Here is a 22,679-nt window from a genome sequence, read left to right as displayed (position 1 = left end):
ACCTCAATGTCATGCCCAAGAAAGAACAGTATATCCCCGTCGCTGGAAAAACGGTCCGGTGTGACGCTTTTCATGCCATCCAGCCCGAAAGCAGCCGCCTGCTGCTCGATTCTCGACAGCAGAAACAGGTCCTCCCGCAACGGCCCGATGACAGGCACGTCACCCCCCTGCCGGTCCGTCAGCAGTTTCTTGAGGTCGGCAGCACCTCCGGCATGATCAAGATGACCATGTGTCAGCAGGATGGCCTCGACATGCAGCCCCTCGGCTTCCCGGGCCAGCCGCACACTTTCTCCGCCAGGGTCGACAACAATCGCCCGCCCCATCTGATCCGACAGAATCGTGCAGTTCTGACGAATCGGTGTCACGGTCACTTTCCGCAAGGTTAATTTCATGACGGGCTTCCATTTCCGGGCATCAAACAAGAAATGATCTACAACGTCATACCCCTACCCGACAAGAAACCACCACTTCCCCACACTCCACACCCATGAAATAAAATACTGCAGAAAGAAAAGCAGAGTAGACGAATAGAAGATTCGGATCTAAATACAGTTTCTGGAGCCATTTCTCCTTTACATTTCCGGAGGGCCATGCCTCTTGCGGGCTTTGCCTTGCCAAATGAGTATGATCAGCCTGAAACATATTTCTAATTGGTATATATTTCCTAATGTTAAATCTTATTCAGGTTTCTCTGCCCATTTCATGCCATTATTTGTCTTGTCATTCACAGGCTTCTTCTGATAGTTTCCCGGAACTACTGAAAGAGTGAGGTCCACTTCGGTCAAACAGAACGGGAAGATGTATCATGCGCCGTGCCGGGAAACGGTTATTTTTATCATGTCTGGTATTATCTGCGGCAGCATTCTGCGCTCCCAAGGCCGAAGCGAGGCACCATGTCCGCCATTCAAGCCGTTTGATCAAAAGCAGCCACTTCCTGCACAGGCATTACCGCCACTATGGTCATGCCCATGTCATCCAGTGCGTTGCCTATGTGCACCAGAGCACGGACTTCCACATCCGTGGCAATGCACGGGACTGGTGGCGCAATGCTGAAGGCATGTACGCCCGTGGCCAGCAGCCCGAGCCCGGTGCTGTCCTCAGCTTCCGTCCCACACGCCGTATGCCACTTGGGCATGTTGCCGTTGTCCGTCGGCAGATCGACAGCCGGACCATCATGATCGACCAGGCACACTGGGCCTCCAACGGCATCAGCCACAACACAAAAGTGGTGGACGTGTCTCCTGAGAATGACTGGACGGCTGTCCGTGTGGCTCTCCCGGGCAATGGGGAACGTCTCGGCAGCATCTATCCGACGCATGGCTTCATCTACAACCGTCAGGACGGTTCTGCCCCTGTTTCCATACAGTACCGCAATGTCATTGCCAAAGGAACGGCCAGTGACATGGAAACAGCCTCCGTTCCGGCTGATGCCAGCTTCTTCGGAGACGAGGCTCCCAGCCGGTCTCTCCAGTAAGAACTGGACCTCACGACCGTAATCCCACAAAGCCGGACCGTTCCCTCAGGGACGTCCGGCTTTGTGGTATGGATGACCTGTCTGGATGGACTGTGCCCGGAAGAGCTGCTCCGCCAGCATGACCCGCACCAGCATGTGTGGCCATGTCAGCTTCCCCAGCGAAAAAACAGCATCCGCCCGCTGAAGAATGGCGGCATCAAACCCTTCGGCTCCCCCAATCATGAAACAGACAGGGCGGCCACTCTCCTGCCACGTCTGCAATCGGGACGAAAAGGCCGGGCTATCCAGCAGACGGCCCCCTTCATCCATCGCCACAAGAAACGCATTGTCAGGACAGGCAGCCAGAAGGGAATCGGCCTCCCGCCGTTTCAGTTCGGCAGGAGCACCCCGGCCCTGGGCCACTTCCACAATCTCCAGCTTCGGACGCAACCGGGCGCAGTACCGGTCGAGCAGCTCCCGTTCCGGGCCGGCCTTCAGCTTTCCTACGGCGATGAGCTTCATCAGAAAACCCTCTCGCCAGCCACCACCTCATTCAACGGCAATTTCTTCCGCAGCCGCATCAAAGTCACCACCCCACATGCGTTCCAGCGCATAAAGCTCACGGCTTTCCGGCATGAAGAGATGGACAACCACATCTCCTGCATCCATCAGAACCCAGTCACTGCCCTGGTCCCCTTCAATCTGCGGGCGGGCAAGATTTTCTTCCTTCAGGCGACGTTCCAGATGCTGGGCCATGGCAGAAATCTGACGCTCGGAAAGACCGGAAGCAATGACCATGCGCTCAGCGAATCCGGCACGACCTGTCAGGTCCAGCACGACAATGTTCTCAGCCTTGTCTTCATCCAGACTGTCCGTAATGACAGACAGAAGACGGGCCAGCCCTTCCTCATCACTATGAGGGGCGGAAGCGGGGGTTTCAGTCGCGTTGATGATGGTTCTCACTCCTGATCGACAGACGGGCAGAACAGCCCCTTTTGACGCAAAGTGGTCGAAGATATGTCATTCTGAGGTGCCGAAAGGAATGTCCAGCCCGGCCCACTCCCTTTTTCTAGCAGAAGAGACGCCGCCCTTCCATCACGACGATGATGCCGCAGGACGGAACTGGCCCGCCCCTTGAGGGCCGGTATGATGCTTCCGGGACGAGGCAGGACAGCAATCGGCACCATCTGCGCCAGCCGCCACCATGACCGCCAGCGGGAAAACTGGGCCAGCCCGTCTGCCCCCATGAGCCAAACAAAACGGCACTGTGGGAAACGCTGCCGGAGCATGGCCACGGTCCGGACCGTGTAACGCTGCCCCAGCTTCTGCTCTATGTCCGTGGCGATGATGCGCCGTCCATCTGCCAGAGCCTGTGCCGTTGCCAGCCGCCGGGAGAACGGCGCCATTCCCTTGCGGGGCTTGAGGGGATTCCCCGGAGACACCATCAGCCAGACCTGATCCAGCTTCAGACTTGCCAGAGCCTTGCGGGCCAGCTGGATGTGCCCCTCATGCGCCGGATTGAACGACCCTCCCAGCAGGCCGATGCGCATCCGGCGGCCATCCCCGAAACGGGATGCAGCAGCCCCCAGCGGAGTCGCCGGGAGCCTTTCGGGACGAGGCCCCTTCATGAGGCTGTCTTACACGTTGAAGCGGAACAGCAGGACATCACCATCCTGCACGACGTAATTCTTGCCCTCGACACGCAGCTTGCCGGCCTCACGGGCACCCGCCTCGCCCTTGTAGGTGACGTAATCATCATAGGCGATGGTTTCGCAGGCGATGAAGCCACGCTCAAAGTCATTATGAATGACGGCTGCCGCCTGCGGGGCCTTCGTACCTGCCGTGATCGTCCAGGCCCGGGTCTCCTTCGGCCCTACCGTGAAGTAAGTCTGAAGGCCCAGAAGGCGATAACCAGCAGCAATCACACGGTCCAGACCGCTGTCCTTCAGGCCGAGGCCATCCAGAAACTCGGTCCGTTCCTCAGCCTCAAGCTGGCTGACCTCCGCCTCGATGGCCGCAGAGACAATGACAGCCCCGGCACCTTCCGCCTCGGCCCTCTTCCGCACCTGCTCGGAATAGGCATTGCCGGTCGAAGCCGCCGATTCTTCCACATTGCAGACATAAAGGACGGGCTTGGTCGTCATCAGCTGGAGGCGGGCAGCCTCTACTTCTTTCCCCTCAGGAACGGCCGTACGGGCCGGTTTGCCCTCACGCAGGGCGGCCAGCAGCGGCTCCATGAGTTCCAGCTGTTCCTTGGCCTCACGGTCATTGCCACGGGCACGCTTTTCCAGCCCGACCTTGCGGCGCTCCAGACTGTCCAGATCGGCCAGCATCAGTTCCGTCTCGATGATGTCCGCATCCCGCACGGGGTCCACGCCGCCCTCGACATGGGTGATGTCATCATCATCAAAGCAGCGCAGGACGTGGATGATGGCATCCACCTCACGGATGTTGGCGAGAAACTGGTTGCCCAGCCCTTCCCCCTTGGAAGCCCCACGGACCAGCCCGGCAATATCCACAAACTCGAGGCTCGTTGGCACAATGCGCTGGGAATTGCCAGCCTTGGCCAGAACCTCCAGCCGTTCATCCGGCACGGCCACCCGCCCCGTGTTCGGCTCGATGGTGCAGAACGGATAATTGGCAGACTGTGCCGACGCTGTCTGTGTCAACGCATTGAACAGGGTGGATTTGCCGACATTGGGGAGGCCGACGATCCCGCAGTTGAACCCCATTCGCTCTCTCCCCTTTCTGTGCCCTGCCGGTCTGGCTCATCTCTCGCCACCGCAGGCCTGTTAGATTCTCTGTTTTCAGTTCCGCCGCAAGGCTGTTTTCGTCATGAAGGCCTCATGCTCACCCTGCGCCAGAAGTGGCGTGGCATCGGCCATGTCATCCAGCCACAGCTCCAGCTCAGACCGTTCCGTGCTGGAGAAATCCCCCAGTACATGGCCATGCACCTTTTCCCGGCTGCCCGGATGGCCGATCCCCAGCCGCACACGCCAGTAATCAGGGCCGGGCAGGGCCTTGTCCATGGAGCGCAGGCCATTATGCCCGGCCGCTCCCCCGCCCCGTTTGACCCGCATCTTTCCGAAGGCCAGGTCCAGCTCATCGTGAAAGACGGTAATCTCATCCTGTGGGATTTTATAGAAACGTGCTGCCTGCTGCACGCTGTCACCAGACAGGTTCATGTAGGTCAGCGGCTTGAGCAGAAGAACCTTCTGCCGCCCGACCATGCCTTCCGCCGTTTCCCCACGGAAGCGCTTGCGCCACGGGCCGAACCCATGGCGCGCGGCGATCGCATCGACCGCCATGAAGCCGATATTGTGCCGGTTGCGGCTCATTGATGCGCCCGGATTACCGAGTCCGACCCAGAGCTTCACAACCGCAATACCCCTTACTTGGCTTCAGCTGCTTCCTCAGAAGCCTCTTCCGGCTCCTCGTCAACCGTCGGCGGAGCGATGGAGGCAATCACGAAGTTGGGGATATGCAGGGTCGGTGTGGAGTGCTCCGTCCCCTGGAGGTCGTCCCAACGCACGTTGTCGTTGATGTCCAGCTTGCTGAGATCAACCGTGAAGTGCTCAGGGATGTTCTCGACCGGAACTTCCACGTCAACGGAGTGACGGGCAATGTTCAGCACGCCGCCACGCTTGATGCCCGGAGCCTCATCTTCACCCGTGAAGGTGATGCCCACCTGAACATGCACGCTCTGGCCAGGAACCAGACGCAGGAAGTCGATATGGATCGGCGCATCGGACACCGGATGGAACTGGATGTCACGGATCAGGGCATGGACCTGCTCACCACCGATGCTGAACTGGTACAGGCGGGACTGCCAGGCACCACGGTGCAGCTCTTTCATGATGATGCGGGGGTCGATGGAGACCAGAGCCGGCTCCTTCTTGCCACCGTACACCACGCCCGGGACCATGCCCTCACGACGTGTTGCGCGCGCTGCCCCCTTACCTGCTTTGGCGCGCTGGGAGATCTCCAGTGTCGTTACTTTCGCCACGTTATACGCTCCTGCGTTCTGAAATTGTCATGCCCAACCGGCCTCCAGGGGTGCCGGATGGTTGCCCCGCCCTAGCGGAAAAAAGCGAAAAAGACAATTTTTTTATCAGTCCAGCCCCGCACGGATGACAGCAATCTGGCGGCCCGTCCGCCCGTCACCATGCACTGTTGCCCGGCGATGGCTGAAAAAACGCTCCTCCGCCAGCGTATCATGGCCTGTCCATTCTGCCTGCACGCCCTCTTCTGCCAGACGGAACAGGCAGAAAGCGGGCAGATCAAACTGATAATGCCCAGCTCTTGCTGCCTGGCTGAAAAACCGCTCGCCCTCCGGGTGCCGTTCCAGAACGGCCCGGCGCATGTCCTCACCCACTTCATAGGAGACAGGGCCGATGCAGGGCCCCACCACGGCACGGAGTCCCTCCGCCCCCAACAGGCGCATCTGCCGGACTGTCTCTTCCAGCACACCTCCCACAGCTCCACGCCAACCTGCATGGGCTGCACCAACAATCCGCCCATCGTCCGACGACAGCAGCACAGGGGCACAATCCGCCGTGGCTACGCCCAGAGCAAGCTCCGGGCAGTCCGTCACCAGCGCATCACCCGCCGGAAGGGCCTCGTGGCCCTGCGTATGAGACCAGACCTCATCAACCTGGCGCAGCACATGCACATCCGCTCCGTGAACCTGCCGGAGCGCAGCAAACCGCTCCAGCTCCACACCCACGGCAGCCGCCATCCGCCGCCTGTTCTCCTGCACGTTGTCCAGCCGGTCCTGCGTCCCCAACCCGCCATTGAGGGTATCATGGGGAGCCACAGACACGCCCCCCTCCCGGGTAAAGAAGCCATGCCGGACAGGCAGAAGCGGCGACCGTAAGAAGACAGGCTGTGTCATTCTGCAATCCAGTCCGTCTGCCGGGCGGGACGGCTGAAGGCATGAGCCATCAGGCCAATCCCGGCCAGTGCCATGGGCAGGCACAGGAGCTGCCCCATCGTGATTCCACCAGCCAGAAAGCCGATATTGTCATCCGGCTGGCGGAACAGCTCACAGAAGGCCCGGGCACAGGCATAGCCAAACAGGAACAGCCCGGACAGGAACCCGGCCCGTGCCCGCAAGGCTGGGCGGCTGACAGCCAGCAGCATCACGACCAGCAGCAGGACACCCTCCGTCAGGGCTTCATAAAGTTCGGACGGATGCCGTGGCTCCGGCCCGACAGCGGGAAAGATCATGGCCCACGGCACGGCACTCGCCACTGGCCGTCCCCAGAGTTCCCCGTTGATGAAATTGGCACACCGCCCCAGAGCCAGCCCGATGGGCACCACCACGACGATCCGGTCTGCAAAGGCCAGAAAGTTCAGGCCCCGCCGCCATGTGAACAGGGCCAGTGCAATGATGACCCCTGCCGCTCCCCCATGAAAGGACATGCCGCCCTTCCATGTGGCGAAGATTTCCAGAGGATGGGACAGAAAGAAAAGCGGCCGGTAGAACAGGACATAACCCAGCCGCCCCCCCAGCAGCACACCCAGCACCGCATAGGCGAGGAAATCATCCACGGCTACCTTCGTTGCCACCTTCGGCCCAAGCTGGACCAGCCTGCGGGCCAGGGGCAGGGCAATGATGAAAGCCAGAATATAAGCCAGAGCATACCAGCGCACCACCAGCGGCCCGATCTGGAAAGCAACGGGGTCCAGCCCCGGGAAGATAAGCGGATGTGTCACAGATACGGCCTTCCTGATGCCAGATACCCCTTGATGTAATGGCTGATCCCGTCCTCCGGTGTTGTGAAAGGAGCCGTATATCCAGCCGCCCGCAGTGCCCTCATGTCAGCCTGCGTGAAGGACTGGTACTGCCCCCTCAGGCTCTCTGGCATCGGAACATAATCGATCTCTGCTGCCCGTCCCGCCGCAGCACAGACAGCCCGGGCCAGAGCCTCGTATGTACAGGCCTGTCCTGTCCCGCAATTGAACAGCCCGCTGACGGCAGGGTGTTCCAGCAGCCAGAGCAGGACATTCACCACGTCCCCGATCCAGATGAAATCACGCTTCTGCTGCCCATCCGCAATATCAGTCCGGTCGGACTGGAACAGACGGATGGGATTACCGGCCATCAACTCATCATATTTTACCTTGATGACCGAAATCATCCGCCCCTTGTGATACTCATTAGGGCCATAAACATTGAAGAACTTCAGACCGGCCCATTGTGGTGGGGTCGGTTCCCCAGCCTCTACCGTCCGCTTCACCCAGAGGTCGAACGCCTGTTTGGACCAGCCATAAAGATTGAGCGGCTGCAATCCATCGATGCTGTCCAACCCGTCTGCAAACAGCTCTGGCCGGTCTGCCGCCCCATAGGTTGCTGCCGAAGAAGCATAAAGGAACGGCACCTCATGCTCCACACACCACCGCCAGAGCTGCTGGGACAGGGTGACATTGCTCTGCCAGACCAGGTCTCCATCCCGGGCCGTCGTTTCACTGATGGCCCCCAGGTGGATGACGGCCTCCACCCCTCTCACCGTTGCCAGAAAAGCGGAAAGTTCATGGGGGGGAATGATCTGGTGGGGAGGATGGCTGGCAAGATTGTGCCACTTCCCCTGATCATGCAGATAATCCACAATGACAGTCCGCCGCCCCTGCCGGAACAGGGCCTGCTGCACGCATGAACCAATAAATCCGGCTCCGCCGGTGACGATAATCATTCTTCCTGTATAGTCTGGCCAGATGCGGCTTCCAACAGAAAGAACGCAGAAACAGGGATGACGGTTGACAGACCGGCTTCCTGTTCTGAAAGAGTCGTGGCGGAAAAGACGGTCCGTTTTCAATGCTGAATGTCCAGGAGTAGCACCATGGTCTCTCGCCCCCGTTTTCTCGATGATCTGACCGGCCTTGCCGGAACGGCGTTTTCTGCCGCATCCGGCCTGCGGGAGGAGGTCCATACGCTGATCCGCAGCCAGATCAACGAGATGCTGTTCTCCCTCAACCTTGTCCGCCGGGACGAATTCGAGGCCGTGCAGGAAATGGCCAGCCGCACCCGGGCCGAGCAGGAACGGACCGAACAGCGCCTCAGGGAGCTCGAAGCACGACTGGACGAGCTGGAACAGGCCCTGACAGCCCCACCCTCACAGCACTGATTTTTCACAGGACATGAACGGAGACTTCCCATCATGACAGCTCCCACCCTTCTTCTCGTCGGTTGCGGCAAAATGGGCGGCGCCCTCATGCGGGGCTGGGTCAACAGCCCGAACCCGCCACGCCTCTTCATCCTGGACAGGAAGCTCCAGGACGCCCCGGCAGGCAGCACCGTCTTCCGTACACCGGAAGAAATCACTACGGACGTGACACCGGACATCATCGTCCTGGCTGTCAAACCAGCCGGTGCGGAAACCGTGCTCAAAGCCCTGCGACAGAGCCTCGGTGCCCGCATGGACAAGGCCGCCCTGCTGTCCGTCATGGCAGGCAAGAACTGTGAAAAACTGGCTGAATGGTGTGGCCGGGCGGACATGCCCATCATCCGCACCATGCCCAACACACCTTCCAGCGTTGGAGCAGGCAGCACGGGGCTATACGCCTCACCGCATGTCAGCAGGGAACAGAAAGAGCTGGCCATCCGCCTGATGGAGCAGGTTGGTACGGTCGTCCCCGTTCCACATGAGGAAGACCTGCGGTCTGTCATCGCCATTGCCGGCTCTGCTCCCGCCTATGTCTTCCTGCTGGCCGAACTGCTGGAAAAAGCAGGGCAGGACCTGGGGCTGGAACAACAGGCCGCCCGTACGCTGGTCCGCAGCATGATCTACGGTGTGGGCAAGATGCTGCATGAACTGCCGGACGATGCCGAAACCCTGCGCAGGAACGTCACCAGCCCCAACGGGACAACGGCCGCAGCCCTGAATGTCTTCATGGCTGAAGAAAACTGGCCCCGCCTGATCCCGCTGGCAGCCGAAGCCGCCATCAAACGGTCCCGTGAGCTGGATGACTGACATCGGATGCAGGCAGACACCACTCTGCCTACATCACCATAGCCGCACGGACAGGGAAAACCATCATGACTCTTGACCATCACGACCCGCTTTTCGACAGGACCATGATTGAGGCCACCCTCCAGCTCGCCCAGAGCCATGGCTGGCAGCGTGTCTCTCTTGTTGATGCTTCACGTGAAGCGGGGCTGCCCCTCCAGCAGGTCCGGCAGCGTTTCCCGTTCAAGTCCATGATTCTGATCCGGCTGAACAGCCAGATTGATGATGCCGCACTCTGCGGGGAAAGTTACGGTGCGACTGTTCGTGAACGGCTGTTTGATCTGCTCATGCGGCGTTTTGATGCCATGCAGGATTACCGCTCCGGCATCTGCGCCATCATGTACACCCTCCCCCGAGACCCTGCCCTGGCAGCGCTTCTCGCCGGAACCACGATGGAAAGCCTGCGCTGGATCGCTGATGCCGCAGCACTGGACCGTCACGGCCTTGGTGGCATGATCCGCCTCAACAGCCTGCTGGCCATATGGTCCAGAACGCTGGCACGCTGGGAGAAAGACTCAACCCCAGACCTTGCCGATACGATGCAGGTGTTGGACAGCACGCTCGCCCGTGCCGAACGGATGGGCCTGTTGAAGGAATCTTCCGCCTCTGGGCAGGCTGACATGGTTACAGAAGAGGGTGGACTGCCCGACCATGTTGCCCCTGAGGAAAACAGTAATAACAACGTGTTGGACTGATCCCTCCTACAAAAAATGGCGGCCCTCTCTTTACCCTTCTGGCCGTTCGGGATAAGAGAAGAGTCTGCGTTGGGGCGTAGCCAAGCGGTAAGGCAGCGGATTTTGATTCCGCCATGCGGAGGTTCGAATCCTCCCGCCCCAGCCAGTATTTCATCCCTGAAAATCAGAGCATAAAAAAACGCCGCTCCCTCTTCGGAAACGGCGTTTCATCCGTAGCTGCACTCAGATGCTGTCTGCCCTCCCTGACGAAAGGACAGACACCCCATCAGAACTTCTGGAAGTCCTTCGGGTGAAGCTGGTTCTGATCAAGGAAGGTGATCTGGCCCTGATCATTCGGCAGCTCGATGGTCGTGTTGCCACCCTTGACGGTCTGATGCTCAAGCATCTGGCCGATCTGCTCGTCCGTCGCCTTGAGGCCAACCTTGTTGCCCGCAGCCTTGCCAAAGTCGGTAATCGTGTAATGACCGCCCTTGTTGTTCAGGAACTGGAAGAGATTGGCAGACCCGCTGCCACCACTCAACGTAGCACCGGCATCAGTGCCACCACTGACCGTATTGTGCACGGTGATCGTGTCGGACGCCGTACCACCCTTGATGGTATCACCAATTCCGGCAAAAGCCTGAAGAGACTGATGGGACTTGGATGCATCAAACAGGATGTTGTCCGGATGCAGGGCATCACTCTGATGATCCGTCTTGAAGACGCTCTGACCAGCACTTCCCTGGCGGGCATAGTGATAGACACTATTGGCCGTCCCGAAGATGGTCGCATTGTTACCAACAGAGTGGGTACCGGACCCCACACCACCAAGGAAGCTCAGCGTTCCACCAAGGGAAAGCCGCGTCCCATCCCCGGCAGCGGAGATAGTATCCTGACCACCCAGCACAGTTGCCTGCGGCAGACTGGTCGCATCATTCCCCATGCGGAAATCAATTGAGCCATTACCCACGACATCAGACGGGGCCAGCGGCGTGCCATCACCAGAGCCTGAAGAAGACACCAGAGATGCAAAGGAGGTTGAAAACAGTCTGTTCAGGTCCTCTGCCCCCTGCGTGGGGATGCTTACAGGATACTGATGCTGCTGCCCTCCCGGGACGGTTACAATAGCCACGAAACTTCACCTCAATGCAGCGTTGTCACACTCAACTGGGCCAACAGGCAGAACTGCCGCCACAAACGGAACGACCGGCCCTTCTCACCCCTCCCTTGAGCTGTGAGGGTCAACATTTTTCATGGCCTCCTCGGGTCCAAATTAAGGAATATCTGTGACACCCCCTCAAAACCCTACGCTTCAGCACAAATTAAGGAACGGCATGACAAGGACTCTCTTTTCACTCATGAGTAGTAAACATATGGCTTCAAAATTACAACATGTTTATTTATTTTTGATTAAACAAATCGCCCATCAGGTGCAAACCGCATGACGCCTTCCATGAGAATCGCATGGAAGGCGTCTATCGACTGCCGAGACTACGAATCTGGATTTGCGGAACAGCCCGCCTTACTGCAACCGGGACTCGAGCCGCTCCAGAGCAGCCAGCCAGAGCGTGGCTGTCCCATCAGATGGCGCCCGCCAGTCCCCACGGGGGGAAAGACTTCCCCCAGCCACCACTTTCGGCCCATTGGGCATGGCCGACCTCTTGAACTGGCTGGTTGCAAAAAAACGCCGCATGAACAGGCGCATCCAGTGAATGATGGCCGGCAGGTCATAGGCGACCCGGTCCTGCTGCGGATAGTTCAGGGGCCAATCGCCCCTTCCCGCATCCCGCCATGCATGAAACTGGAGAAACGCTATCTTTTCAGGCGGGAAGCCATACCGCAGCACATGATAGAGAGTGAAATCCTGCAAGGGATACGGACCTATCATCTGTTGGGTACTCTGCACCCCCTGCCCCTGATCGGGCACCAGCTCCGGTGAAATCTCTGCCGAGACAATCTTCTCCAGAACAGTACGGACCGATGCCGAGAAGCTCCCATCATGCCCCACGGCCCAGCGTATGACATGCTGGATGAGTGTCTTTGGCAACCCGGCATTGACATTGTAATGCGCCATCTGGTCCCCGACGCCATAGGTGCACCAGCCCAGCGCCAGCTCGGACATGTCTCCCGTACCGATCACCAGCCCCTGATGATGGTTGGCCAGACGGAAAAGGAAATCCGTCCGCAAACCTGCCTGCACATTCTCAAAGGTCACATCATGGACAGGCTCCCCACGCCCATAGGGATGGTCGATGGCCACCAGCATGGCTTTCGCCGTGGGGCGGATGTCCAGCTCCCCGGCGCTGACACCAAGGCTCTCCATCAACCCATGGGCCATGGCAAGGGATGCACTGCCCGTCGCAAAGCCCGGCATGGTTCTGGCCAGAATGCGGCTCCGCTCCCAGCCAAGGCAATCCGCCGCCTTGACCGCCACCAGAAGGGCCAAAGCACTGTCCAGTCCGCCCGACACGCCAATGACCATGGTCCGGGCATGAGCTGCCTTCAGCCGCTGGCACAGCGCCTGAACCTGAATGTTCCACGCTTCCCGGCAATCCTGCTCGCACTGCTCCGGGCGGGAGGGCACGAAAGGAAAACGGGGCACATCCCTCATCAGCCCACGGTCCTTCACCTCCAGTGCCAGAGTGAAACGGACATGACGGAGTCCATCATCATCGGCCGGGACGAAATAGCCCATCTGAAGCCGTTCCTGCCGCAACCTGTCGAGATCGATATCCGCCATGATCATGGCACCCTGCTGGAGGAAACGCTCCGACCGGGCCAGGCAGTCCCCGGCCTCATGGATGAGAAGCTGACCATCCCAGGCCAGATCAGTCGTGGATTCGCCCTCGCTGGCTGCTGCATAAAGATAGGCGCTGACGGTCCGCATGGACTGTGCCCGGCAGAGCAGGGTTCTGTGCTCTGCCCGTCCAACCGTCACCGGCGAGGCTGAAAGATTGGCCAGCACCGTGGCCCCGGCCACAGCCAGGGCTCCGCTGGGAGGCTGGGGAGCCCAGAGGTCCTCACATATTTCCACCCCCAGCACCAGACCGGAAACATCCTCTGCTTCAAACAGGATGTCCGTCCCAAATGGCACGGCACGCCCTCCCAGCATGATGGTTCCGGAGCAGCCCTGACCACTGGTGAAATGCCGGGGTTCATAAAACTCCCGGTACCGGGGCAGCATCGTTTTGGGGACAATGCCGAGAATCCGTCCCCGGTGGAAAATGGCCGCACAGTTGTACAGGGCATCTCCCCGCCGAACGGGCAGACCAACGATGCCAACCGTCATGCATCCTGCCGTCGCCTCAACCAGAGCCAGCAGAGCTTCCAGCGCCCCATCCAGCACCACCTGCTGGAAGAAAAGGTCCTCCAGCGTGTAGCCTGTCAGCCCCAGCTCCGGGAAAACCGCCACGGCAACACCCTGCTCATGGCAGCGCTCCAGCCACTCCTGCACAATCCTCCCATTCTGCCGGGGGTCGCCCAGAGTGATGGGCGTGGTACAGGCCGCAACACGGGCAAAGCCCTGCCGGTAAAGACACAGAAAATCAGCCATGGTCATGGCGGCTTCCTCCCGTTGGAGACTCCTCTCAGCCTGACGGCTCACACATCCAGCCGACCATTCCGCACAAAACGGAACAGACGGTGCGTCTCCATGACAGCCAGACCAAAGACCAGCACGGCATACAGGGCGGAAAGCGTTGTCATGGAAACAGGCAGACCGAAAGGATAATCTGGCAGGTCACAGGGTTTCGTGGGCCGTGCAGGAAGATGGGCCATCCAGTCCGCAAAATCATGCCCTTCCACAAGGCCAACGTGACATTCCGCCGCAGGGCTCGGCCACAACCCATGCTCCACCCCGACATGAAGAACCCCCAGACCGACGCTGACCGCCAGGCAGACCAGCCCGGCCACGGCCGCCCAGCGGGCATAACGGGGGGACAGGACCAGAGCCAGCACACCCAGCCCCAGCAGCACGCGCCAAGGTCCCCGCTCCCAAAGGCACAGCTCACACGGCACCATGTGCAGGAATGTTTCCGCCACGAAAACGATCAGGAACACAAACAGGGCGGCCAGGACATACAGCCCACCAATATGCCAGACGGCCCTGATCTGCCGCTTGTCGGTAAACAGCATTCCCCTCATCCTCCCAGTCTCATCCATCCAGCCTCAATGCTGGGTGCCCACACCCTGCGCCGGTTGCGGCGGTGGCAACAGGGATGTCGGCCCGGATGGGGCGGCTCCCTGCCCACCACTACCACCAGAAGAAGGCGGTGCCAGCACGGTCGGCCCCCGTCCTTCATCCGCCTCCACATGCGGGGCAATGGCCATGGGCAGCTGCGGCTGCACAGGCGCTGGCAACGGCCCAACCATGGGGTCTACCCTGTCCCCATCACAGGACACGACCTGCACATCATACAGGGCACCTGCATACGCCCCCAGGGCCGGATCGTCCGTGAACATCCATCCCTCGAAGGGCGGACTGCCGGATTCCTGTTTCTCTTCAATCTTCAGCAGGATGGCCGTCTGCGCCGGAAGACCATCCGGCCTCTGAAGGCACCGCTCCAGCCGGAGGGACAGAGGCCCATAAACAGCATCATCCCCCACATGCAGCGGCACGAGTTCCACATGGGAATCCAGGCGCCGCATGATCCGCAGCACGGCTCCATTGCGCCCCTGCCACGCCGTGGCCGGATAAACAGCCGGAGCGGCCACGCCCCGGACTCCTTCCGCCCGCAGGTTCTCCGGCACCGTGGCCAGCAGCCCCGCCAGACAGGACAGGGCCAGAACTGTCTTCCTGATCCTCACTCCGCACCTTCCTTTTCCACCACCTCGACGACACCACTTTCCACCATCACATCGGCCAGAAGCCGCTCCATGCGGTACCGCAGAAAGACAGGCCCGACCTCCATGAGCAAAGCATCGGCGCAGGCATCGCGCAGCACCTGCCTCAGTTCCACTTCATTGTCCCGCAGGACACGCAGCTTTCCCGTGCAGCTTATGGGCTGCCCCTCCCTGTCCAGCCAGGTCTGCTCATCAGAGGCGTGGCTCACGGTGATGTCTGCCCTGCACCAGGCGCCGGCTCCGGAACGGTCGCAGAAGCGGCGGCCGGCTGCGCTGCCGGAGCAGCCTTCTTCTGAAGGGAGTCCGTGACCGAAAAAATGAACTTGCTCAGCAGCTGCTCAAGGCTGATGGCCCCCTGCGTTTCACCAATGGTCCCGTCAGGCGCCAGCATGGCCGTATCGCCACCCGGCGTCAGCGCCACATATTTCCCGCCAAGAAGGGAATCCGACGTGATGATGGCCCCGCTATCCACTGGCAGGTGTATGTCAGAAGCAACGGAAAAAACGACATTGGCCTGGAAGGTGTGTGGGTCCACCTGCATGCTCCGCACATGCCCGACAGTTACGCCTGCCAGCCGGACATCCGAGCCCACACTCAGCCCGTCAACATGGCCAAAGGCCGCATGAAGGGGATAGCCACTGTCCTGCGGATGCTGCCGCCCGACAAGAGCCAGCACGACAAGCACCACCAGTGCAGCAGCCGCCACCAGCCCGACCAGCAATTCCATCCGCTCCCGGCCAGCCCGCCTTGCTGCGATATATCCGGCATTGTCCGAAGCCATGAACACATCCTCATTCAAGCATTGTTGACCCATCATGCAGTCACGCCGTACCGCTCTAGCGGACTCAGCCCTTCACGTCCAACATCCTGCATGATGGACGCCATTTTTTCTTTTTCCTCCCAAGGCTGGCAGTTATCCCCCATATCCCCATTTTTCTGCCCGCTTATGCCCGTTTTCCCCCTGCGGTCATGGTTTCATCATTCCCCCTTCAGTACTAGACTCGTCAGCATGAAAGCGCATCTTCACTGGAATGGCGTTCACATGAGAACGCTTCAGACGAGCATCGACCCCGACAGCACAGCCCTGCGTGCGGTCACCCTTCCTTCTGTCTGGAGTGATGACGCCGCCCAGGCGCTTGTCCAGCTGGCCCCGGCAGAAGGTGGGCCTGTCCGCCTTGCCAGTGAATCCGCCCGCTGGGTGGAGATGATCGACACCACCCCCCACCTGCCACACAGCCCACAGGATGCTCCGCCGGTCGGCCGTGGCCTGTCCTGCCTGCTTCTGATGCAGCAGATGGCACCCAACGCAGCTCTGTGGCGCAATGAGCCGGACGGGCAGCCCGGCTTCATCATCCGGCTTTCCGGTTTCGTGCAGGATGGCATTTTCGCCACGGAACATTTCGCAGCCTGCCTGAAGCTGGCCTGCGACAGCCTGCGTCGGCTGGATGCCGCACGGCGCCCCTACCGCAGCGGCGACCTTCCGCTTTTTGATGACCCTGCCCCCCGTGGCGACAGTGACGGTCCCGCCGGCATTGTCCTGCTGACAGACCTGGACGCCTGCCTGGCGGGCCTCGGGCTGGATTATGACAGTGACGAAGGCCGGGCCATTGCCACAGCCATCACCCGTTTCACACGGCTTGTTGCCCACGCCGGTACTGCAACGCCGGAAAAAGCCTTCTCCTGCCCGCAGGCACCAGACCTGGAGCAGGCCAGCATTGCCATCAGCGCCGCCACACAGTCCCTGTCCGGCCTTGCCACGATCGAGACCGGGTTCTCCTCCCCCGGGCCGGTCGATGCCCTGCTGGATGTGGAATCCTGCGGGCTAGGCCCAATTTTCTCGCTGGTCAACAGTCAGGGGGGGCTGCGTCCTTCCACTCTGGAGCGTCTGGCCCACAAGGGCCTCTCACCGGAAGCCGCCCTCGCCCTGACACTGGACGGACAAACACCCCTCCAGCCAGCTGGTGCCAAGGCACACGCCCTGATGCATGACGCTGTCCTGCCCTTCTGCGACCATCTGCCGGCCCTGCCCGAGCCGGAAACGGACGACCTCAAGGAGAAGCTGGGCCGTGGCGTCCGTCGTCCCCTGCCCATGCGTCAGGGGGGCTTCAGCCAGCGGACCTCCATTGGCGGGCACCGTCTCTTCATGCGGACCGGTGAATTTGAAGATGGCAGTCTGGCATCCCTGTCCCTCACCCCTCCTCGGGAAAGCCCCATGGCCCGTGGGCTGATGGAATGTTTCAGCCAGGCCATCAGCATCGGCCTCCAGTTCGGCGTGCCGCTGGAGGTGTTTGTCGAGCAGTTCGCCTATTCCCGCTTCGGAGCCTGCGGCACGGTGGAAGGGGACGAAATGGCCAGCTATGCGACATCCATGCTGGATTATGCCTTCCGCGCCCTTTCGGAGGCCTATCTGGGCCAGCGCATGCCTGATGCCCCTGCCGAGTCCGGCGAAAAACAGCATGAAGCCCCCATGCTGCCCTTCGGGCCGGAGCAGGACGGTCCATCCTCCCGCCCCCGGAACAGGAAGCTGCGCCTCGTCGGCTGAGGCGCCATGCCAGAAATGCAGGGCGGGAAATCATTGACAGTGACTGAACAGCCTGTCTAGCTAGACCTGTCCAGCACGGGCTTCCTTTCCGATGGCGCTACGCCACGAAAGGAACGGAGCGCTGCCCCGCCAGATACGGCGGGGAGTTATGGGGGATCGCGCATGATCGATCACGATACAGCCAGACGTGAGCCGTTCGATGACCGTCTCGCCCGGCTGGAGCAGAAGGTGGCTCCCCGGACCGGGAAAGCGAAGCCGTCAGCCCTCTCAGAACAGTCCTCCCTCGGCATGGCCTTCCGCATCGCCAGTGACATGATTGCCGGTATTGCTGTTGGTCTGGGCATTGGCTATGAGCTTGACCGATGGACAGGATACAGGCCTGTGTTTATAATTGTGTTCGCCATGCTTGGCATGGGAGCCGGCCTGCGGAATGTCTGGCGTGTTGTGAATGTGATGGATGTCCCCGAAAGTGGGACGCAGAAAAACGGGAGAAGCCAGCGTGGCCAGCGGATCGACGATTGACGCGCTCGGGCAGTTTGAGCTGCATCCGATTTTTGGTTCTTTTGGTGAGGCCCTGTGCCTCTCCCAGGCCCCGCTGTACATGGTCATCAGTGTGGCTGTCGTGCTGGCGTTCCTCTATCTCGGCATGAAGCCGAAGGCTGTTGTGCCCGGTCGTCTCCAGGCTGCGGCGGAGGTCAGTTACGAGTTCGTGCACGGCCTGGCTGTCGATACCATCGGTGAGAAGGGCACGGCCTTCTTTCCCTTCGTCTTTGCCCTGTTTTTCTTCATCCTGGCCGGCAACTATATCGGTCTGCTGCCATTCTCCTATACATTCACCAGCCACATCGCCGTGACCTTCGCCCTGGCGATCACGGTATTCATTCTCTGCATCCTGACCTCGCTGCGGTTCCAGGGCATCGCCTTCCTGAAACATTTCATGCCGGAGGGGGCTCCGGTGGCCCTGTGCCCCATCCTGATCCCCATCGAGATTCTTTCCTACATCTCCCGCCCCATCAGCCTGTCCATCCGTCTGTTTGCCAACATGGTGGCCGGGCATGTGCTGCTGGAAGTCTTCGCAAGTTTCACGATCATGCTTGCCGGTCTCGGAGTTGTCGGCGATGTGCTGGCTGTCACTCCGCTTGTGCTCAACATCGCACTGACGGCACTTGAGCTGCTGGTAGGGCTGCTACAGGCCTATGTCTTTGCCATCCTTACCTGCATTTACCTGCGTGAGGCTGTCGATCACTGAGTGACCGATACCTCCACGTGTTTTCCTTCGCCCTGTCTTAAAGGAACCTGAACCATGGATCTTCTTCATCCCGCCCGTGAGATTGGTGCTGGTCTTGCCGTGATTGCTCTCGCCGGTGTCGGTGCTGGTATCGGCAACATCTTTGCCGCCTTGGTGAACTCCATCGCCCGCAACCCGGCTTCCCGCCCGCATGTGTTCGGTCTGGGCATGCTTGGCTTCGCCCTGACGGAGGCCATTGCCCTCTTCGCCCTGCTGATTGCCTTCCTTATTCTCTTCGTCTGAGGGCAGGACCCATGCGCCTTACGCCTCGTTTCCTCCTGTCTGCCGCCGCCCCCCTTGCGGCCTTACCGGGCCGGGCCGTGGCGGAAGGCATGCCCCAGCTCCACTTCAAGGATCCCCTGTTGCAGGGGCAGGTGGTCTGGGGTGCCATCATCTTCATCGTCTTCTACCTGCTTCTGAGCCGTTCCGCCCTGCCTAAGGTGGCGGATGTCATCAAGGCCCGTGAAGTCCGCGTCCGGAACGATCTGGACGTTGCCCGCCGCGCCCGCAAGGATGCCGACCAGGCCCAGAAGGAACTCTGCGAGGCCCGCGAGAAAGCCATGGAAGAGGCCCGCGCCACCATCCAGGGCATCCGCGATACGGCCAAGGAGAAAATCCGGGTTCAGGCAGAAGAAACAGCAGCCCGCCTGGAAGCAGAGATCAAGAAGGCTGAAGCGCAGATTGCTCTGTCCCGCAGCAATGCGCTGGGCAGCATCAATGAGATCGCATCCAGCACTGCTACGGTTCTGACAGAGCGCCTTGTTGGCACAGCCGACCAGCAGGCCATTGCCGCTGCTGTTGAACACGCCCATGCTGCGAGGAGCTAAGCATGTTTCATGAACCCCGCTTCTGGACAGCACTTGCTTTTGTCCTGTTCTTCGTCATCTTCGGTCGCAAGATATGGGCTATTGTCACATCCAAGCTGGATGACCGGGCTGATGAGGTCCGCAAAAATCTGGATGAGGCCACACGTCTCCGCCGTGAGGCCGAGCAGATGCTCGAAGATTCCAGACGTGACCACAAACAGGCTCAGGAAGAGGCTCAGGCACTGATTGCCAAGTCCAATGCTGAGGCCCAGCAGCTGCGTGCCCAGGCCGAAAGTGATGCGGCAGAGATTGTTGCCCGCCACGAAAAAATGGCCCGTGAGCGTATTGAAGCTGCCGAAAAAATCGCCCTGCGCGACATCCGCCGTGAGGCGGCCGCCCTGGCCCTGGCAGCTACAAAGGACATTCTTGGTAAAAAGCTGGCTGAAGACCCCGACCTTGCCAACAGGCTCATCAATGATGGTCTGAAAGCACTCCCGCAAGCCTTTGGTGACAAAGCTGCGTAAGACATCATGACAGCCAGTGAGATGACCAGTCCCTTGCTGGCTGTCGTGATTACCGTCCTCAATGAGGGCGAGAATATCCTTCCCGTCTGTGCAGAAATCCGCACGGCTCTTGAGAGCCTGCCACCGGCAGAGATCATCTTCGTGGATGATGGCAGTACGGACGACACCCTCCAGAAATTGCAGGAAGCCCGCAGCACTATCCTGCCCGGGTTGCGTATTCTGTCCCATCCCTCCTGTCTGGGTAAATCTACGGCCCTGCGCACGGCCATCAGGGCCGCCCGTGCCCCATGGATCGCCACAATGGATGGAGACGGACAGGACGACCCTGCCTTCATCAAAACAATGGTCGAAGCCGCATGGAACCATGGTGAAGGGGCGGTCGGCCCTCTGGTTGTTGGCGTCCGCCGCAAGCGTCAGGACAGGCTCTCCCGCAGGTTTGCCACCCGTTTCGCCAATGGTCTGCGCCAGCATCTGCTCAAGGATGACTGCCCTGATACGGGCGGGCCGCTCAAGCTCTTCCCACGCGACCTGTTCCTCTCCCTGCCCCAGTTTGAAGGGCTGCACCGTTTCATCCCCGCCTTGATGAAAAGCTACGGCGCCCCCCTCATCTGCATCGAGACACGACACAGGGCCAGGCTTCATGGCCATTCCAAATATACCAATCTGCACCGGGCTCTCGTGGGGGTGCGTGACATGCTGGGGGTTCTCTGGCTACAGAACCGCACCCGTCGGCCACCACCACTGAACGAACTGTAAGACAGCAGCCTCTCTCCCCGCCCGGCACCGGACGACCCTTCTGACGATCCGGGCATCATGCCCGTTCATCCAGTGCGAACCGGAGTTTTCATGCCTCCAAAATTCCGTCATTACGCTCTGCTTGCCGTTCTGGCGTTTCTGGCTGCCTTGCCGGGGCGCATGAGCCTGCCCCCGCTGGACAGGGATGAACCACGCTACATGCAGGCCACAGCCCAGATGCTCTCTTCCGGCAATTTCCTGGACATACGCTTCCAGGACCAACCCCGCTATCTGCAACCAGCAGGCATCTACTGGCTGGAAGCCGGAGCAGTAAAGGCCTCCGAAATCATCACACAGGATGAAACGCTACGCCATGAAAGCTGGCCCTACCGTATCCCCAGCCTTCTGGCATCAGTCTGCAGCATCCTCCTGACAGCCTGGATCGGAACCCGTCTGTTCGGATTTTCTACAGGCCTACTGGCGGCAGGCCTGCTCATGGTGGCACCGCTATTTGCCGCAGAGAGCCGGATGGCCACCATCGACAGCACCCTGCTGCTGGATATTCTGTGCCTTCAGGCCCTGCTGCTCTGCCATTTCACCGACATGCAGAAGGGCAGAACGACACCATGCCGTTCCAGCATCCTCTACTGGAGCGCTCTCGGGGTAGGGATGATGCTGAAAGGCCCCATTGTTCTCATCCCCGCCCTGGGCACCCTGATCTCACTCTCCATCTGTCTGCGCAGTACGGCACTCATCCGACAGTTGCGGGCCGGGTGGGGCTGGCTGCTCAGCGTACTCACCGTCCTTCCCTGGTGTCTTGGCATTGCTCTGGTCAGTCATGGTGAGTTCTTCCGCCGTGCCGTAGGCCACAATCTGCTTGGCAAAATTGCCCACCCGCAGGAAACACACGGCTTCCCCCCCGGCTATTATCTCCTCCTGTTCCTGCTCGCTTTCTGGCCAGGGGCTCTGGCAGCCATACGCTCTCTCCCAGCCCTCTGGCAGCGACGTGCCAAACCAGAGACCCTGTTTCTTCTCTGCTGGATCATCCCACACTGGCTCATCTTTGAGTGTCTGGCCACCAAGCTCCCTCATTATGTCCTGCCAACCTACCCGGCCATTGCCATTCTGGTGGCTGCCAGCCTGACGGTCTGGCCCCTCGTACCGCTACGTTCTCTCTGGACGAAACTGGGGGTGTCCCTCTACGCCCTCACCTGGGGATTGGCCGGACTCCTCTTCTGCCTGGCCGGGCCAGTCCTGCTCTACAGGATGGAAGGCCACCTCTTTGCGGATGCGCTCATACCTGCCCTGGGCAGCCTGCCACTCCTTCTGGCAGGCCTCCGGCTCATCTGGAAACAGAACTGGTCCGGCGGGGCACTCTGCGCCATGGGTGCCGCCCTGCTGACCGAAACGGGCATCTTCCTCTGCGTCATTCCCCATTTGACCAGCATCCAGCTTGCTCCCCGCATTGCCGAGAGCTTCCGGGAGCTCCGCCCCTGTCCCGACAGCGCCCTGATTTCCCCCTCCTACAGGGAACCCAGCCTTGTCTTCCTTACCGGGGGCCGGGCCAGACTGCTGCCACCATCGCAAGCAGCCCATGAACTGCATGACCACGCACGCTGCGATCTGGCTCTCCTAGACAGGAAGGATGACCCAGCCTTCCAGCAGGAACTGGCCCGCCTTGGCACGGAGAGCATTCTGTATGACCAGTTTGACGGACTGAATTACTCCAACGGTCACAGGCTTCATCTGCGGCTCTATGCCAGCAGTGAAAAACCCACCCGCTGAAAAGGAAACTCATGCCTTGAC

At 60.3% G+C, this 22,679-nt stretch carries 28 protein-coding genes and 1 tRNA gene (1 of these 29 running past the window's edge); 13 read left to right on the top strand and 16 right to left on the bottom strand.

Going from position 1 to position 22,679, the window contains the following annotated elements; translation table 11 throughout:
* On the bottom strand, window positions 1-392 hold the 5' portion of the coding sequence (locus J8Z04_RS01305) for an MBL fold metallo-hydrolase (RefSeq protein ID WP_192848648.1). It extends 256 nt beyond the left edge of the window; the window shows 392 of its 648 coding nt (coding positions 1-392); it begins with the start codon at window positions 390-392; its stop codon lies off the left edge, out of view.
* A gap of 521 nt (window positions 393-913) precedes the next feature.
* Here J8Z04_RS01305 and J8Z04_RS01300 point away from each other — a divergent pair.
* Window positions 914-1,474 carry a CHAP domain-containing protein gene (locus J8Z04_RS01300; RefSeq protein ID WP_232086408.1) on the top strand — a complete coding sequence of 187 codons (561 nt, stop codon included), beginning with the start codon at window positions 914-916 and terminating at the stop codon, window positions 1,472-1,474.
* 45 nt (window positions 1,475-1,519) lie between these two features.
* On the opposite strand, the gene J8Z04_RS01295 is transcribed toward J8Z04_RS01300, so the two are convergent.
* From J8Z04_RS01295 to rfaD, 9 genes are all read right to left on the bottom strand, one after another.
* Complete coding sequence (locus J8Z04_RS01295; protein ID WP_192848650.1) at window positions 1,520-1,975, bottom strand: 23S rRNA (pseudouridine(1915)-N(3))-methyltransferase RlmH; 456 nt, start codon at window positions 1,973-1,975, stop codon at window positions 1,520-1,522.
* A gap of 27 nt (window positions 1,976-2,002) precedes the next feature.
* On the bottom strand, window positions 2,003-2,407 hold the full coding sequence (rsfS, locus tag J8Z04_RS01290; protein ID WP_373364561.1) for a ribosome silencing factor: 405 nt from the start codon (window positions 2,405-2,407) through the stop codon (window positions 2,003-2,005).
* A 5-nt stretch (window positions 2,408-2,412) separates the two neighbouring features.
* Entirely contained in the window at window positions 2,413-3,003 is a 591-nt protein-coding gene (locus J8Z04_RS01285; protein WP_232086422.1) for a nicotinate-nucleotide adenylyltransferase, read from the bottom strand.
* A gap of 87 nt (window positions 3,004-3,090) precedes the next feature.
* Window positions 3,091-4,185, bottom strand: coding sequence for a redox-regulated ATPase YchF (ychF, locus tag J8Z04_RS01280; protein ID WP_043559276.1), 1,095 nt, complete (start codon window positions 4,183-4,185; stop codon window positions 3,091-3,093).
* A gap of 75 nt (window positions 4,186-4,260) precedes the next feature.
* The gene (gene pth, locus J8Z04_RS01275; RefSeq protein WP_043559272.1) at window positions 4,261-4,830 is read right to left on the bottom strand and encodes an aminoacyl-tRNA hydrolase; all 570 of its coding nucleotides are present in this window, start codon (window positions 4,828-4,830) and stop codon (window positions 4,261-4,263) included.
* Between the two features lie 14 nt (window positions 4,831-4,844).
* Window positions 4,845-5,459, bottom strand: a complete 615-nt coding sequence (locus tag J8Z04_RS01270; RefSeq protein WP_043559269.1) for a 50S ribosomal protein L25/general stress protein Ctc — start codon at window positions 5,457-5,459, stop codon at window positions 4,845-4,847.
* 105 nt (window positions 5,460-5,564) lie between these two features.
* Window positions 5,565-6,347 carry a peptidoglycan editing factor PgeF gene (gene pgeF / locus J8Z04_RS01265; RefSeq protein ID WP_192848652.1) on the bottom strand — a complete coding sequence of 261 codons (783 nt, stop codon included), beginning with the start codon at window positions 6,345-6,347 and terminating at the stop codon, window positions 5,565-5,567.
* Window positions 6,344-7,171, bottom strand: a complete 828-nt coding sequence (gene lgt, locus J8Z04_RS01260; RefSeq protein WP_192848653.1) for a prolipoprotein diacylglyceryl transferase — start codon at window positions 7,169-7,171, stop codon at window positions 6,344-6,346. Before lgt ends, pgeF begins: the two co-directional genes overlap by 4 nt.
* A complete protein-coding gene (rfaD, locus tag J8Z04_RS01255; RefSeq protein WP_192848654.1) occupies window positions 7,168-8,148 on the bottom strand; it encodes an ADP-glyceromanno-heptose 6-epimerase in 981 nt (326 codons plus the stop codon). The genes lgt and rfaD overlap by 4 nt, the downstream gene beginning before the upstream one ends.
* A gap of 147 nt (window positions 8,149-8,295) precedes the next feature.
* Here rfaD and J8Z04_RS01250 point away from each other — a divergent pair, with 147 nt between their 5' ends.
* The 4 genes from J8Z04_RS01250 to J8Z04_RS01235 all read left to right on the top strand — a co-directional run bounded on the left by J8Z04_RS01250 (window position 8,296) and on the right by J8Z04_RS01235 (window position 10,302).
* Window positions 8,296-8,580, top strand: coding sequence for an accessory factor UbiK family protein (locus J8Z04_RS01250; protein ID WP_043559260.1), 285 nt, complete (start codon window positions 8,296-8,298; stop codon window positions 8,578-8,580).
* A gap of 33 nt (window positions 8,581-8,613) precedes the next feature.
* On the top strand, window positions 8,614-9,426 hold the full coding sequence (gene proC / locus J8Z04_RS01245; RefSeq protein WP_043559257.1) for a pyrroline-5-carboxylate reductase: 813 nt from the start codon (window positions 8,614-8,616) through the stop codon (window positions 9,424-9,426).
* Between the two features lie 65 nt (window positions 9,427-9,491).
* Window positions 9,492-10,157: a TetR family transcriptional regulator gene (locus J8Z04_RS01240; protein WP_192848655.1), complete on the top strand. Its 666-nt coding sequence runs from the start codon at window positions 9,492-9,494 to the stop codon at window positions 10,155-10,157.
* A 70-nt stretch (window positions 10,158-10,227) separates the two neighbouring features.
* Window positions 10,228-10,302, top strand: a tRNA-Gln gene (locus J8Z04_RS01235).
* Between the two features lie 120 nt (window positions 10,303-10,422).
* Here the strand turns inward: J8Z04_RS01235 and J8Z04_RS01230 are convergent.
* From J8Z04_RS01230 to mlaD, 6 genes are all read right to left on the bottom strand, one after another.
* A complete protein-coding gene (locus J8Z04_RS01230; RefSeq protein WP_052348986.1) occupies window positions 10,423-11,268 on the bottom strand; it encodes a hypothetical protein in 846 nt (281 codons plus the stop codon).
* 390 nt (window positions 11,269-11,658) lie between these two features.
* Window positions 11,659-13,689: an NAD(+) synthase gene (locus J8Z04_RS01225; protein WP_192848656.1), complete on the bottom strand. Its 2,031-nt coding sequence runs from the start codon at window positions 13,687-13,689 to the stop codon at window positions 11,659-11,661.
* A gap of 47 nt (window positions 13,690-13,736) precedes the next feature.
* A complete protein-coding gene (locus tag J8Z04_RS01220) occupies window positions 13,737-14,270 on the bottom strand; it encodes a disulfide bond formation protein B (RefSeq protein WP_081562463.1) in 534 nt (177 codons plus the stop codon).
* Window positions 14,271-14,303: 33 nt separating this feature from the next.
* Window positions 14,304-14,942 carry a DUF2155 domain-containing protein gene (locus tag J8Z04_RS01215; RefSeq protein ID WP_192848657.1) on the bottom strand — a complete coding sequence of 213 codons (639 nt, stop codon included), beginning with the start codon at window positions 14,940-14,942 and terminating at the stop codon, window positions 14,304-14,306.
* Entirely contained in the window at window positions 14,939-15,187 is a 249-nt protein-coding gene (locus J8Z04_RS01210; RefSeq protein ID WP_081562461.1) for a hypothetical protein, read from the bottom strand. Before J8Z04_RS01210 ends, J8Z04_RS01215 begins: the two co-directional genes overlap by 4 nt.
* Entirely contained in the window at window positions 15,184-15,759 is a 576-nt protein-coding gene (gene mlaD, locus J8Z04_RS01205) for an outer membrane lipid asymmetry maintenance protein MlaD (RefSeq protein WP_232086409.1), read from the bottom strand. The genes J8Z04_RS01210 and mlaD overlap by 4 nt, the downstream gene beginning before the upstream one ends.
* A gap of 228 nt (window positions 15,760-15,987) precedes the next feature.
* Between mlaD and J8Z04_RS01200 the strand changes: the two genes are divergently transcribed.
* The 8 genes from J8Z04_RS01200 (at window position 15,988) to J8Z04_RS01165 (ending at window position 22,658) form a co-directional block, all read left to right on the top strand.
* Window positions 15,988-17,520, top strand: a complete 1,533-nt coding sequence (locus J8Z04_RS01200; RefSeq protein WP_192848658.1) for a TSCPD domain-containing protein — start codon at window positions 15,988-15,990, stop codon at window positions 17,518-17,520.
* 162 nt (window positions 17,521-17,682) lie between these two features.
* A complete protein-coding gene (locus tag J8Z04_RS01195; protein WP_043559245.1) occupies window positions 17,683-18,042 on the top strand; it encodes an AtpZ/AtpI family protein in 360 nt (119 codons plus the stop codon).
* Window positions 18,020-18,769, top strand: coding sequence for a F0F1 ATP synthase subunit A (locus J8Z04_RS01190; protein ID WP_043559242.1), 750 nt, complete (start codon window positions 18,020-18,022; stop codon window positions 18,767-18,769). Before J8Z04_RS01195 ends, J8Z04_RS01190 begins: the two co-directional genes overlap by 23 nt.
* A gap of 54 nt (window positions 18,770-18,823) precedes the next feature.
* Window positions 18,824-19,051, top strand: coding sequence for an ATP synthase subunit C family protein (locus J8Z04_RS01185; protein ID WP_018979931.1), 228 nt, complete (start codon window positions 18,824-18,826; stop codon window positions 19,049-19,051).
* Between the two features lie 11 nt (window positions 19,052-19,062).
* Window positions 19,063-19,635 (top strand): F0F1 ATP synthase subunit B family protein, encoded by a 573-nt coding sequence (locus J8Z04_RS01180; RefSeq protein ID WP_081562459.1) that lies wholly within the window; start codon window positions 19,063-19,065, stop codon window positions 19,633-19,635.
* A gap of 2 nt (window positions 19,636-19,637) precedes the next feature.
* Window positions 19,638-20,138, top strand: coding sequence for a F0F1 ATP synthase subunit B family protein (locus tag J8Z04_RS01175; protein WP_192848659.1), 501 nt, complete (start codon window positions 19,638-19,640; stop codon window positions 20,136-20,138).
* A 21-nt stretch (window positions 20,139-20,159) separates the two neighbouring features.
* On the top strand, window positions 20,160-20,894 hold the full coding sequence (locus tag J8Z04_RS01170; RefSeq protein ID WP_408610228.1) for a glycosyltransferase family 2 protein: 735 nt from the start codon (window positions 20,160-20,162) through the stop codon (window positions 20,892-20,894).
* A 90-nt stretch (window positions 20,895-20,984) separates the two neighbouring features.
* The gene (locus J8Z04_RS01165; protein WP_192848661.1) at window positions 20,985-22,658 is read left to right on the top strand and encodes an ArnT family glycosyltransferase; all 1,674 of its coding nucleotides are present in this window, start codon (window positions 20,985-20,987) and stop codon (window positions 22,656-22,658) included.
* The last annotated feature ends 21 nt before the right edge of the window (window positions 22,659-22,679 follow it).

Source organism: Bombella apis, from assembly GCF_018221685.1.
GTDB lineage: Bacteria > Pseudomonadota > Alphaproteobacteria > Acetobacterales > Acetobacteraceae > Bombella > Bombella apis.
This window is presented reverse-complemented; position numbering and strand designations above follow the sequence as displayed.

Bases quoted from the DNA above. Each gene is read 5' to 3' on its own strand.
- J8Z04_RS01295 (WP_192848650.1), bottom strand. From the start codon at position 1,975: ATGAAGCTCATCGCCGTAGGAAAGCTGAAGGCCGGCCCGGAACGGGAG.
- J8Z04_RS01285 (WP_232086422.1), bottom strand. From the start codon at position 3,003: ATGCGCATCGGCCTGCTGGGAGGGTCGTTCAATCCGGCGCATGAGGGG.
- ychF (WP_043559276.1), bottom strand. From the start codon at position 4,185: ATGGGGTTCAACTGCGGGATCGTCGGCCTCCCCAATGTCGGCAAATCC.
- pgeF (WP_192848652.1), bottom strand. From the start codon at position 6,347: ATGACACAGCCTGTCTTCTTACGGTCGCCGCTTCTGCCTGTCCGGCAT.
- rfaD (WP_192848654.1), bottom strand. From the start codon at position 8,148: ATGATTATCGTCACCGGCGGAGCCGGATTTATTGGTTCATGCGTGCAG.
- J8Z04_RS01250 (WP_043559260.1), top strand. From the start codon at position 8,296: ATGGTCTCTCGCCCCCGTTTTCTCGATGATCTGACCGGCCTTGCCGGA.
- proC (WP_043559257.1), top strand. From the start codon at position 8,614: ATGACAGCTCCCACCCTTCTTCTCGTCGGTTGCGGCAAAATGGGCGGC.
- J8Z04_RS01240 (WP_192848655.1), top strand. From the start codon at position 9,492: ATGACTCTTGACCATCACGACCCGCTTTTCGACAGGACCATGATTGAG.
- J8Z04_RS01225 (WP_192848656.1), bottom strand. From the start codon at position 13,689: ATGGCTGATTTTCTGTGTCTTTACCGGCAGGGCTTTGCCCGTGTTGCG.
- J8Z04_RS01220 (WP_081562463.1), bottom strand. From the start codon at position 14,270: ATGCTGTTTACCGACAAGCGGCAGATCAGGGCCGTCTGGCATATTGGT.
- mlaD (WP_232086409.1), bottom strand. From the start codon at position 15,759: ATGGCTTCGGACAATGCCGGATATATCGCAGCAAGGCGGGCTGGCCGG.
- J8Z04_RS01200 (WP_192848658.1), top strand. From the start codon at position 15,988: ATGAAAGCGCATCTTCACTGGAATGGCGTTCACATGAGAACGCTTCAG.
- J8Z04_RS01195 (WP_043559245.1), top strand. From the start codon at position 17,683: ATGATCGATCACGATACAGCCAGACGTGAGCCGTTCGATGACCGTCTC.
- J8Z04_RS01185 (WP_018979931.1), top strand. From the start codon at position 18,824: ATGGATCTTCTTCATCCCGCCCGTGAGATTGGTGCTGGTCTTGCCGTG.
- J8Z04_RS01180 (WP_081562459.1), top strand. From the start codon at position 19,063: ATGCGCCTTACGCCTCGTTTCCTCCTGTCTGCCGCCGCCCCCCTTGCG.
- J8Z04_RS01175 (WP_192848659.1), top strand. From the start codon at position 19,638: ATGTTTCATGAACCCCGCTTCTGGACAGCACTTGCTTTTGTCCTGTTC.
- J8Z04_RS01170 (WP_408610228.1), top strand. From the start codon at position 20,160: ATGACCAGTCCCTTGCTGGCTGTCGTGATTACCGTCCTCAATGAGGGC.
- J8Z04_RS01165 (WP_192848661.1), top strand. From the start codon at position 20,985: ATGCCTCCAAAATTCCGTCATTACGCTCTGCTTGCCGTTCTGGCGTTT.